Source organism: Micromonospora sp. NPDC047753 (genome assembly GCF_040642735.1).
In the GTDB taxonomy this organism is placed as follows: Bacteria; Actinomycetota; Actinomycetes; order Mycobacteriales; family Micromonosporaceae; genus Micromonospora.
The window spans coordinates 20,278-31,995 of sequence record NZ_JBEYSL010000015.1; the positions used below are offsets into that span (position 1 = coordinate 20,278).

Genomic DNA, 11,718 nt, shown 5'->3' on the forward strand with positions numbered 1-11,718 from the left:
CGAGCCAGCTCGGGTCAGCGCCGTTCCGCACGCGCGAGAACCGCCCGGGCGAAGGCGGCGCGTGTCGGATCCTTGAACAATTCCTCGACGGGCACGTCGATGCCGGTCCGGTCACTTATCCGCGCGACGATGCGAAAAGCCGCTATCGATTGCCCGTTCAATTCGAAGAATGTCGCGTCGGGCGGACCGGCCGCGGTGTCGAGAACGTCCTCCCAGATCGCTGTGACGTGCTTCTCGAGATCGGCGCGCGATTGTTCTGACATCCGGATCCCCTCGGCCGGGAATTCACTGTCTCGCGAGCTGAAGCATCACACGTGTTCGACCCGAGGTTCATCTCCTGCGTTGCGCAGGCTCGTCAGCGCCGGGCCATCGACCGGTCGTCGCGCAGCAGGTCGTCGAGCGGCGCGCCGGCCCCTGCGGCGCGCTGAGCGACCAGTTGGGCCGGCCCCAGGTCGGCGGCCAGGAGCCCGGCGACGCGTCGCGAGTCGTGCCGGTCCGCGTCCGGTGACGGCAGTCCCGCCGCGTCGCGGGCGGCGTCCGCCGCGCCCAGCAGTCGGGCCGCCCGCACCGGGTCACCGGCCAGCCGGTACGCCCCGGCGAGCCCCTCCAGGGCGAGCGCCACCGCTCGCGGGTCACCGCTGTCCCGAGCCGCGGCGAAGCCCTCCCGGTGCCGGTGCAGCGCGTCGTCGGCCGCACCGCGCTGCTCGGCGACGAAGCCGAGCTCCGCGCCGACCGCTGCCACGCCGGCATGCCAGCCGGCCTGCCTGTTCCACTCCAGCCACGGGTGCAGCAGTCGCTCGGCGGCGTCCCATCTGCCCTGCCGGCGTGCCGTGATCGCCAACCCCAGGTCGGCGAACTGCTCCAGGGCCAGATTGGACTGTTCCTTGGCCAGGTGCCGGGCCTGGGCGTGCAGGTCGCCGGCGGCGGCGTGGTCGCCGGCGTCCAGCGCGATCCGTCCCAGTTCGTTGAGCTGGTACGACACCTCCGGCCACAGGCCCAGCTCGCGGGCGATGCGGAGGGCATCGCGGTGCAGCCGCGCGGCGCGGCTGCTGTCCCCGGTCATCCGGGCCAACGCGGCCAACGGGTTGGTGGCCTGCAACACTCCCCAGTGGTCGCCGAGATCGCGGAACTCCTCCAGACTCCGCTCCGCGTCGCGGCGCAGCGCGGCGACGTCTCCGCGCAGCAGCGCCGTCCAGGCCAGGCTACTCAGCGCGGCCGCCGCCCCCCAGCGGTCGCCGAGGCTACGGAACTCCGACAGCACTCCGTCCAACCGGCCGTCGCCGGGCCGGGCGGTGACATCCTCGGGCAGCGCCGAGGCGAGCAACCAGCGGGCCCGCGCCACAGCGTGCGGGTCGGCACCGGCCTCACCCTCGGCCTCCGCCCGGCACAGCAGGTCGTGTGGGTCATCGCCGCCGAGCGCGGCCATGCCCGCCTCCCAGAGCAGCGCCAGGGCACGCCGGCCGGCCGGCGCCTCGCCCGGCACCGCGGCCGCCGCCGCCAGCGCACGGCGGCCCTCGCCCAGGTGGCCGCGCAGTACCCAGTACCAGGCGCAGGCGCAGGCCAGCCGGAGGGCGAGCACCGCGTCTCCACGCTCGATCGCCGCGGCCAGGGCCGCCCGCAGGTTGGCCTGTTCGGCGTCCAACCGGCGCAGCCACCGGCGCTGGACGGGACCGCGCAGATTCTGGTCGGCCTCCTCGGCGAGGGCGGCCTGGCAGGTGCCGTGCCGCAGCCGCACCGCCTCGTCCTCGCCGGACTCGCGCAGCCGCTCGGCGCAGTACGCCCCCACCGACTCCAGCATCCTGTACCGCACCCCGTCGGCGTTCTCCACCAGCGTGACCAGCGAGCAGTCCACCAGTCGCCCGAGCAGGTACGCCACGTCGGCACGGGACACTCCCCCGGCGGCGGGCGGATCGGCGCACACCTCCTCGGCGGATGACAGCGCGCAGCCGTCGGTGAACACCGACAGCCGTCGCAGCACGGCCCGCTCGTCCGCGCCGATCAGGTCCCAGCTCCAGTCGATCATGGTGCGCAGGGTGGCGTGGTGGGCCGGGCCGCCGCGCCGATGGGCAGCCAGCAGTCGGAACCGGTCGTCGAGGCGGGCGGCCAGTTCGGTGATCCCCATCGTGCGCACCCGGGTGGCGGCCAGTTCCAGGGCCAGCGGTATGCCGTCGAGCCGCCGGCAGACGGTGGCCACCGCTGCCGCGTTCTCGTCGTCCGGGGCGAAGCCGGGCTCGGAGGCGGCCGCCCGCGCCAGGAAGAGCTCCCCGGCGCTGGACCGACGCAGCTGCGCGACCGTTGTCGTACCCGCCTCCGGCGGCGCCAGGGGCGGCACCGGCACCAGAACCTCGCCAGGCACACCGAGCGACTCCCGGCTGGTGGCAAGAATGCGCAGGTCGGGGCAGGCGTCCAGCAGTTCGCGGCCGAGCTCGGCGACATCTTCGACGACGTGCTCGCAATTGTCGAGCACCAGCAGCAGACGCCGACCCCGCAGCGCCGCCACCAGTCGGTCGACACCGCCGGCGCTGCCGGAGCGGCCATCGTCCCGGAGCCCGAGCGTGCTGGCGACGGCGTCGATCACGGCGGACGCCGCCCGTCCGCCGCCGCCCGGGCGCGGCACGGTGCTGAACTCGACCATCCACGCGCCGGCCGGCACACCGGGTGCGATCCGCGCGGCGACGGCCACCGCGAGCCGGGTCTTGCCGACGCCGCCCGGACCGGTCAGGGTGACCAGGCGGCCGGCGTCCAGGAGTCGAGCCGCGTCGGCGACCGCGCCGTCCCGGCCGATCAGCCCGGTGAGCGGGGCCGGCAGGTTCCCGCGTTCGGGTTCGATCGGCACCGGCGTCGTGGCCGGACCGGTGAGCGCCGGGTCCTGGCGGAGCAGGGCGCGGTGCAGGGCGACCAGTTCGGGCCCCGGGTCGAGCCCCAGCTCGTCGCGCATGCGGTCGCCGAAGATCCGGAACTCGTCGAGCGCCTCGGCCTGCCGGCCGCACTGGTACAGCGCCCGCATCCGCGCCGCGCGGAAACGCTCGCGCAACGGATGGCGTTCCACAAGGTCGCCGAGGTCGGCCAGCACGTCGGCGTGTCGACCCAGATCGAGCGCCGTCTCGGCCCACTCCTCCTGAGCGATCAGCCGGGCCTCCGACCAGCGCGTGACAGCCGGGCGGACGAACGCCTCGTCCGGGAAATCGGCGAGCGCGGGGCCGCGCCACAGCGCCAGGGCGTCGGTCAGTAGCGCCATCCTGTCCCTGGGGTGGACGGCGCGGCGGGCTCGGCCCACCATCTCGGTGAACAGGCCGACGTCCACCGCGTCGTCGCCGGCGGTGAGTGCATACCCGGCCGGGGAATGCGTGACCAGATCGCGGGCCCCCGGCTCGGCGTCGTCCAGGGCGCGCCTGAGCTGCGACATCTTGCTGCGGAGCACGCTGGCCGGGTTGGCGGGCAGTCGGTCGCCCCAGAGGTCGTCGATGAGCCGGTGCGCCGCCACCGGCCGACCGTCGTGGACCAACAGGTCGGCCAGCAGCGCGCGGACCTTGAGCTCCGGGATGCGCACCGGCTTGCCATCAGCGGTCCAGACCTCGAGCGGACCGAGCATCCCGAAGCGCATGCGGCACAGGGTAACCCACCCGATGGCGCGGCACCGGCAACGGAATGGCAGGTCAGCCTGCCGCGCGCAGCTCCACGATGGAGAACGAGCCGGCTGGGTGGACGGCCACAGCGTGCAGCCCGACGGATGCCGCGAGAGCGGTCAGATCGGCGGCGGTCCGCTCCCGACCACCGCAGGCCGTCAGCATGCGCAGGTCCATTCCGGTGTGGGTGGCCTCCCCACCAGGCCCGGTCTGCTCGACAACCAGCACCGCGCCGGTCTGCCCGGCGGCCTCCGCGCACCGGCGCAGGATCTCCCGCGCAGGGTCGTCGGCCCAGTTGTGCAGCACGAACGACAGCACGTACCCGCCGGCGCCGGCCGGCAGCGGGTCGAAGAAGCTGCCGGCCACCACGTCCAGGCGCTCCCCCAGGTCCGACTCCGCGACCGACTTGCGGGCGGCCTCGCAGTTGTCCGGCATCTCGAGCACCGTGCCACGCAGCGTCGGGTAGGCGTTGAGCAGCCCGATCAGCAGCGCGCCGTTGCCGCCGCCGACGTCGACGACCCAGCCCAGCGGACCCCAGTCCATGCCTTCGACGATCTCCGGCGACCGTGACTCCAGGTCGCTGGTGAGCCGGTTGAAGTTCGCGGCCCGTTCCGGGTCGGCGGCCCAGTCCTCCCAGAAGGAACGGCCGAACTGGACCGGAAAGCCGGCCTCTCCCGTCCGCACGCTGTGCAGCAACTGCACGAAGGACAGTTCGGCCCGGCCGACGGAACCCTCGATGTCCAGCCGGGCGCGGGCCTTCGACGGGTGGTCCTCCCGCAGCACCGCGCCGAGCGGGGTCAGTGAGTACCGCCCGCCGCTCTCCCGGGTCAGCAGGCCCCGGACGGCCAGGTACCGCATGACCCGCTCCAGCGCGTCGGCGTTCACCCCCTCGGCCCCCGCGATCGCCTCGGCGGTGTCGGCCCCGGCGTCGATGTGGTCGGCCAGGCGCAACGTCGCCGCCGTCCGGATCGCCATCGGCGTACCGAGCCCCGCCATGGACCAGATCCTGGCGCTCATCTCGTCCCGTGCCACCGTGCCCCCTCGTGGGTCGTGAGAATCTGATCGTCGCCCGCTCACGCTCGCATTCCTTGCGTAGCAGCGGCATCTCCTGAATTGCCGTTCCGCTTCCATTGCCTTGTCGTGCCACCGAACCGGCTGGCACGCTCCATGAATATCCGCACCGCCACGCCGAGGAGCTGATTGCCGATGCCGAGCGCAGAATCCACGACGGAGACGCCGGAGGCGCAACCGTCCGGGCTACGGCCATTTACCGGTGCCGAATATCTGGAAAGCCTGCGCGACGGTCGGGAGATCTGGCTGTACGGCGAGCGAATCAAGGACGTCACCGAGCATCCGGCCTTTCGCAACAATGCCCGGACCATCGCGAACATGTACGACGCGCTCTGGGAGTCGCCCGAGCGCGACGTGCTGACCGTCCCGACCGACACCGGCAACGGTGGCTTCACCCATCCGTTCTTCCGCGCCCCGGTCGACGCGGCCGACCTGCGCCGCTCGCGCGACGCCATCGCGGCGTGGCAGCGACGGTGCTACGGCTGGCTCGGCCGCTCGCCCGACTACAAGGCGTCGTTCCTCGCCACCCTGGGAGCCAAGGCCGACTTCTACGCCCCGTTCGGTGACAACGCCCGGCGCTGGTACAAGGAGTGCCAGGAGCGCGTGCTGCACGTCAACCACGCGCTCGTGCACCCGCCGGTGGACCGCCACCTGCGCCCCGAGCAGGTCGCCGACGTGTACGTGCACGTGGACCGGGAGACCGATGCGGGCCTCGTGGTGAGCGGGGCGAAGGTGGTGGCAACCGGGTCCGCGCTGACCAACTACAACTTCATCGCCCACCACGGGCTCCGGATCAAGGAGAAGCAGTTCGGTGTCGTGTTCATGGCGCCGATGAACGTCCCCGGGGTGAAGCTGCTCTGCCGCACCTCGTACGAGATGACCGCGGCCCGCACCGCCAGCCCGTTCGACTATCCCCTGTCGAGCCGGATGGACGAGAACGACGCGGTCATCGTGTTCGACCAGGCCCTGATCCCGTGGGAGAACGTCTTCGTCTACGGCGACCTGGAGAAGGCGAACACGTTCTTCCACGACTCCGGCTTCATGCCGCGGTTCTCCCTGCACGGCGCCACCCGGCTGGCGGTCAAGTTCGACTTCATCTGCGGCCTGCTGATGAAGGCCGTGGAGATCAACGGCACCGACGAGTTCCGTCAGGTACAGGGCAACATCGGTGAGCTGATGGTCTGGCGGCATCTGATGTGGGCGCTGTCCGACGCCATGATCGAGCGGTGCCGGCCGTGGGCCGACGGCTACGTGCAGCCCAACGAGGAGTACGCGCTGACGTACCGGACCCTCGCCCCGATGGCGTACGGCAAGATGCGCGAGATCGTCCAGCACACCGCGGGCAGTGGGCTGATCTACCTGAACTCGGGTGTTGCCGACTTCCACAACCCGGAGATCCGCCCGTACCTGGACCGGTACCTGCGCGGCTCGCACGGCACCGACGCTGAGCAGCGGGTGAAGGTGATGAAGCTGCTCTGGGACGCGGTCGGCACGGAGTTCGGCGGGCGTCAGGAGCTGTACGAGCGCAACCACGCCGGCAACCCGGACGACAACCGGGCCCAGGTGCTGCGCCGCGGCACCCAGGCCGGCGTCACCGACGACATGATCGCCCTGGTCGAGCAGTGCCTGTCCGAGTACGACCTGAACGGCTGGACGGCGCCGCACCTGGCGACGTAGTAGGCGGCGGCGATCGCCGCGGACCCCTGAGCTGGCGTGGGCGCTCGTCGAGCGTCCACGCCTCAGTCTGCCCGCGACCGGCGTCCACGCCTCAGTCTGTTCGAGACCGGCGCGTCGGCGCGCACGCCAGGGCCCGCGCGTCGGCGCGCACGCCAGGGCCCGGCGCCTCCGACTGAGGCACCGGGCCCGCGGCATGTCTCAGGAACAGCCGCCCTTGTCCGCCTTGAGCATCCCGAGCGTGGTCCGTCCGTCCGGAGCCGGGGAGCCGGCCTCCGCGGACCGCGACGCCGAGGCGGCCTCGAACTCCGCCTCGCTCAGGCCCTCGGCACTCCCCCGCGCGTTGTCGTGGACCTCCTCGGCGGTCATCCCCATGAAGTGCACGACGATCTCGTGGTTGGTCGACGTGACCGCCGACTCCGAGCCGGTGCGGTAGTACAGGTCGACAGTGAAGTCCACCGGCGACAGGTCCGGCTCCTCGCCGCGCCGGATGGCCGCGACGATGGCCGGCACGTCGTAGCGGAGCCGCACCCCGCTGCGCAGGTAGTACTCCTCATCGCGGACCAGCACCACCGGCAGGTCCTCACCGACCGGATGGTCGGCAGGGCGGTAGACCGGCTGGGTGAGCAGGTCGTACCGGAACACCTCGTCCAGCACCGGCGCCGCCTCGGCGGGCACCAGCGGCCGAATCGCCTCGTCCCACCAGCGGTGCAGCATCCGCTCCGCGTCCGGATCGGTGTAGAGGTAGGTGATCGCCGCCCCGAACGCGCCGGTTCCGCCGACAGCGGTCGCGGCGTACCCGCGCAGTGGCGCGGCCGCCGGATCGTCAGTGGTGCTGATCCAGGTGTCCAGGTGGCGCAGCACCTGGGACTGGGTGATGCCGGCGAGGTGCCGCAGCGCCGGCCAGATCCAGCGCAGGACCGCGTTCTCCGCCACCACCCGAGCCATGAAGAGGAAGCGCTGCATCTGCTGGTTCTCGGCGAAGGTCATGGTGTTGTGCGCGAGCACGTACTCGAAGTCGTCGTTGTCACCGCGGACGGCCTTGATGCCGTACTGCTCCTTCTTCTCCATGTAGTCGGTGTTGGGCAACAGCAGGATCGGGTACACCGCGATCCGCGACACCCGCCGTGACAGACGGTCGTAGCCTTCCATGAAGGACTGCACCGTCTCGCCCGGCGCGCCCCAGATCAGCTCGGCGTAACAGTCGAGCCCCTCCTCGTCCAGCCAGGCGGCGAGGTCCTCCCATTCGTTGACCTTCATGTTGCGCCGGTTCATGGTGTCCAGTGCGGTGTCGCTGAGCGTCTGCAGCGCGAGCGTGAAGGAGCTCCGCATGCCGGCTTCCTTCATCATCTTGACGATGCGGAAGAACGTCTTCGACTTGTTCTTCGCCCAGGACGTCTCCAGCGCGCGCGGGAAACCGAGCCGGTCCCGAGTCTCGATGAGCGTCTCGACGAACTCCACGTCACCGGGCAGGAGCCCGAAGTTGGCGTCGCAGGCGACCACGGTGTGCACCTTGAGCCGGCCGAACATCTCGAGCTCCGCGCGCATCCGCTCCGGCGAGAACGCCCGGACCTTCTGCCCGACGGCGCCGCCCCAGTAGCAGAACGCGCACTTGTACGGGCAGCCCCGGTTGGTCTCCATCAGCGCCACGTCGTACCGGAAATTGCCGTCGGCGTCGGTCATCTCCAGCGCCCCGGTCAGGAAGGGCGACGGTATGATCTCGAGGTCCTCGATCCGGTCCCGGGCGACGTTGTGGCAGGTGGCGCCGTCGGTTTCGCGGAACGACACACCCGCCACCGCGTGCAGCGCGTGCTTGTCCACGCCGTCCAGATAGCAGTTGAGCAGATCGCGGAACGTCAGCTCGCCCTCCCCGTTGACCACGACGTCGACCTCGGGGAACATCCGGAACACCCGATCGGCCTGCTCGGCCACGTGGGTGCCGCCGAAGACGACCCAGCCGTCCGGGTTGAGCTGTTTGAACGTCGCGGCCAGTGATCCGAAGGACCGGTAGTTCCAGCCCAGCACGCTGAACGCGAGAACGTCCGGCGGCTCGTCGCTGAACAGGGCGTTGGCCATGGTGGCGTTGGTGGTGCCGCCGCGGAAGTTGTGGATGCTGATGTCGCAGGCGTCGCGGATCCGGTCGTCGGCCAGGGCCGTCGACTTCAGGTAGCCCGACGCCAGCGGCATCGACTCCAGCGGCATCTCCCAGACACCCTGTTGCACCAGGAACACCTTGGTGGTGGCGTTCGCATTGCCGTCCGGGCTCGTCATGTCGGTCCTCCGTTTGCTGATCGGATCGGGTCGGCCGGGACTCAGGTCGTCCCGGCTGTCCGGCAAGGACCGCCACCTCTTCCGTCACACCGTCGTCAGGGCAGTACGCAACCGGCCCCACACCCGTCAGTCGATGGGCGTGGGGCCGCTTCGCGACCGGCTGTGTCAGCGGTCTGCGGGCAAGACCTGGACGAACCGCCCGGTCAGGCGGGCTCGATGGACATCGCGTGTTGGAAGGTGTTCAGCGGGTCGTACTTCTTCTTGATCCGCTGAAGCTTCGGGTAGCTGTCCTTGTAGTAGAGGTCGTGCCAGGGCACCCCGGACGTGTTCCACGCCGGGTCCTTGGTGTCCTTGCTGGGGTAGTTGATGTAGCAGCCGTCGTACTGGTCGTTCGGGACCGGCACCCCGCCGGTGGCGGCGTGCACGTCCCGGTAGAGACGGCGGGTCCACTCCACGGCCTCCGCGTCCGCGTTCGGATCGGCCCAGGTGGAGTCGATCCAGAAGCGCAGAATGGAGTCCCGCTGGGGCACTGCGGTGGCGTCCGACGCAACCGCGTTGACCTGCCCGCCGTAGGCACCGAGGTAGACCAGGCAGGAGTTCTTGGCGTCGGGGTCCGTCAGTGCCCCGTAGACGATGTCGATCTGGTGGTCGGTGAGCGGCTTGCGCAGGTTGCTGCCCGCCGACTTCGTCCGGGCGCCGAGCGAACGGGGGTACTCGAACAACGCGTTGGCGAGCCAGAGCTCCTCGTTCATCTCGACGTAGCCCTGCACTGACACGCCCTCGGAGACAGCGGCGATGTAGTCCTCAACCATCCGGCGGGCATTGGGCGCCGTGGCGTCCATCCGGCACTCCAGGTAGAGCGCGTAGTCCCTCTTCATGTTGAGGTGCAGGGCGCTGTGCATGACGACGTACGGCGAGTCTGGCCCGCTGTTCGCCGCGTGCCAGGCACCGTGGTTCTGCACCAGCCGCTTGAAGTCCGCCTGGCTCAGCGACTCCCATGGCCAGGTCACCCAGGTCATCAGGAGCCGGGCCGGCGGCCGCGGCAGCGCCTTGGTCGGGTTGTTTCCGGTGGCCCGCGGGTCGCGGAACCAGTACCGGGTGACGACGCCGAAGTTGCCGCCGCCACCACCTGTGTGCGCCCACCACAGGTCGCGGTTCGGGTCGTCGGGGCGGCGCGTGGCGACGACGATGCGGGCCTTGCCCTTGGCGTCGACGGTCACCACCTCGACCGCGTACAGGTGATCGGAGATGAGACCGTACCGCCGGGACAGCGGCCCGTATCCCCCGCCGGCGGTGTGTCCGCCGATGCCCACCGGTGGGCACACCCCACCGGGGATGGTCACGCCCCAACCCAGGTAGAGCGCTTTGTACGCCTGCGCGAGCGTGCTGCCCGCGCCGACCGAGAAGGCGTTCATCTTGGAGTCCCAGGAAACCTGGTGCATCGGGGACACGTCGATGAGCATGTCGAAGCGCGGGTCGGCGACCAACGCCTCGAGGCAGTGCCCGCCGCTGCGGACGGTGAACTTGCGGCCCTCCTTGACCGCCCGCTGCACCGCCTCCTGAACCTGGCCGGCCGAGTAGGCCAGCACGATCGAATCCGGGGAGAAGACGAAACGCGCGTTGAACCCGCGCGTCAGCAGTTCGGGGTAACGCGGGTCGTCCGGACGCACCACCACATTCGGCAAGGCCGCCCCACCGCTGTGACCGACGGCCTGCGCAGCGCCGGGCTGCAGGACCAAGCCGGTGACAGCAGCGCCGGAGACAGCAGCGGCCGAGCCAAGGAACTGCCGGCGCGATGCAACCATGTGAGCACCTACCCATCGGAATAAGTCGACTGATCCGGCTCAGTCTGCTTGCTCTGGCCACGCGCGATCTTCTTCCAGATTGCGGTGCCGCCCGGCGCCCGGACCGAACATCGACAGGCGACGCTGCCTGCGATGGCACCACTGTGCCGCAGCGGCGACATCCCGGGCATCTCGCAAGTTGCGCTCAGCGGACGGACGAGCCGGCTGCGCAACGTGTGAGATGCCGTCCCGGGCGGTGCTCCGCGATGGTGATCAGGTGATTCCCATGCTGTACGTGCGGTTGCGGGTCGCTCTCGTTCTGGGGCGACGCCGATGAACCACGTGCCGGTCCCCGTTCGCCTGGGCGTGCTCGGCTGCGCGGACATCGCGTGGCGCAAGCTGCTGCCCGCGGCTGCGGCGGAACCGGGTCTGCGTACCGTCGCGATCGCCGGACGTGACCCGGCACGCACCGACCGTTTCGCGGCCCGGTTCGGCTGCGCCGCGGTGAACCGGTACGAGGAGCTACTCGAGCGTTCCGACGTGGAAGCGGTCTACCTGCCGCTGCCGATCGGCCTGAGGCACCGGTGGGCGGGCGCGGCGTTGGCCGCCGGCAAGCATGTGCTGGCCGAGAAGCCGATGGTGGGCACCGAGAAGCAGACAGCGGATCTGGTTGCCCAGGCGGCCGAGCGCGGCCTCACCCTGATGGAGAACTCCGCGTTCCTCCTGCACGGCCAGCACGCCGCGGTGCGCCGCGCGTACGCGGCCGGCGAGATCGGGGAGCTACGCGCCTTCAGCAGCGTGTTCGGGATTCCGCCGCTGCACAACGGTGACATCCGGTACCGCCCGGACCTGGGCGGCGGGGCGCTGCTCGACGTCGGCTTCTACCCTCTGCGCGCGGCACGTCACTTCGTCGGCCCGAACCTGCGGGTGGTGGGCGCGGACCTGCGCACCGGACCGTCCGGCGTGGACGTGGCGGGCACCGTGCTGCTGAGCGGGCCGAACCAGGTCGCGGTGCAGGTCGGGTTCGGCTTCGAGCACTTCTACCGCAGCGGGTACGAGCTGTGGGGCAGCACCGGTGAGCTGCGGTTGGAGCGCGCGTTCACGCCGCCGCCGGAACACCGCCCGGTGCTCGGGTTGCGGCAGCAGGACCGCCGCGAGTCGCGGACGCTGGCCGCCGAGGACCAGTTCGCCGCGCTGGCCCACTACGGACGTTCGCCGCAGGAGTACCGCACCGGCGTCGCTCGCCAGGACCGGTGACCCGACCGACCGTTACCGCCGACGGTCGCTCGGGT

At 70.9% G+C, this 11,718-nt stretch carries 6 protein-coding genes and 1 pseudogene; 2 read left to right on the forward strand and 5 right to left on the reverse strand.

The window, feature by feature from the left end:
- Positions 1–14: 14 nt before the first annotated feature.
- From ABZ749_RS02800 to ABZ749_RS02810, 3 genes are all read right to left on the reverse strand, one after another.
- Positions 15–263: a phosphopantetheine-binding protein gene (locus tag ABZ749_RS02800; protein WP_357222127.1), complete on the reverse strand. Its 249-nt coding sequence runs from the start codon at positions 261–263 to the stop codon at positions 15–17.
- Between the two features lie 92 nt (positions 264–355).
- A complete protein-coding gene (locus tag ABZ749_RS02805; RefSeq protein WP_357222130.1) occupies positions 356–3,604 on the reverse strand; it encodes a BTAD domain-containing putative transcriptional regulator in 3,249 nt (1,082 codons plus the stop codon).
- A 52-nt stretch (positions 3,605–3,656) separates the two neighbouring features.
- Positions 3,657–4,658 (reverse strand): methyltransferase, encoded by a 1,002-nt coding sequence (locus ABZ749_RS02810; protein WP_357222132.1) that lies wholly within the window; start codon positions 4,656–4,658, stop codon positions 3,657–3,659.
- Between the two features lie 174 nt (positions 4,659–4,832).
- Here ABZ749_RS02810 and ABZ749_RS02815 point away from each other — a divergent pair, with 174 nt between their 5' ends.
- Complete coding sequence (locus tag ABZ749_RS02815) at positions 4,833–6,374, forward strand: 4-hydroxyphenylacetate 3-hydroxylase N-terminal domain-containing protein (protein ID WP_357222134.1); 1,542 nt, start codon at positions 4,833–4,835, stop codon at positions 6,372–6,374.
- A 366-nt stretch (positions 6,375–6,740) separates the two neighbouring features.
- On the opposite strand, the pseudogene ABZ749_RS02820 reads toward ABZ749_RS02815, so the two are convergent.
- Both ABZ749_RS02820 and ABZ749_RS02825 read right to left on the reverse strand, forming a co-directional pair.
- Positions 6,741–8,642: pseudogene (locus tag ABZ749_RS02820) on the reverse strand (KedN5 family methylcobalamin-dependent radical SAM C-methyltransferase); the annotation flags it as partial.
- Positions 8,643–8,845: 203 nt separating this feature from the next.
- Positions 8,846–10,447 (reverse strand): FAD-binding oxidoreductase, encoded by a 1,602-nt coding sequence (locus ABZ749_RS02825; RefSeq protein ID WP_357222136.1) that lies wholly within the window; start codon positions 10,445–10,447, stop codon positions 8,846–8,848.
- A gap of 312 nt (positions 10,448–10,759) precedes the next feature.
- On the opposite strand from ABZ749_RS02825, the gene ABZ749_RS02830 reads away from it, so the two are divergent.
- Positions 10,760–11,683 (forward strand): Gfo/Idh/MocA family oxidoreductase, encoded by a 924-nt coding sequence (locus ABZ749_RS02830; RefSeq protein ID WP_357222138.1) that lies wholly within the window; start codon positions 10,760–10,762, stop codon positions 11,681–11,683.
- Positions 11,684–11,718 lie beyond the last annotated feature (35 nt).

What these genes read in the sequence shown, in the direction of transcription:
- ABZ749_RS02800 (WP_357222127.1), bottom strand. Translation starts at nt 263, where the DNA reads ATGTCAGAACAATCGCGCGCCGATCTCGAGAAGCACGTCACAGCGATC.
- ABZ749_RS02805 (WP_357222130.1), bottom strand. Translation starts at nt 3,604, where the DNA reads ATGCGCTTCGGGATGCTCGGTCCGCTCGAGGTCTGGACCGCTGATGGC.
- ABZ749_RS02815 (WP_357222134.1), top strand. Translation starts at nt 4,833, where the DNA reads ATGCCGAGCGCAGAATCCACGACGGAGACGCCGGAGGCGCAACCGTCC.
- ABZ749_RS02825 (WP_357222136.1), bottom strand. Translation starts at nt 10,447, where the DNA reads ATGGTTGCATCGCGCCGGCAGTTCCTTGGCTCGGCCGCTGCTGTCTCC.
- ABZ749_RS02830 (WP_357222138.1), top strand. Translation starts at nt 10,760, where the DNA reads ATGAACCACGTGCCGGTCCCCGTTCGCCTGGGCGTGCTCGGCTGCGCG.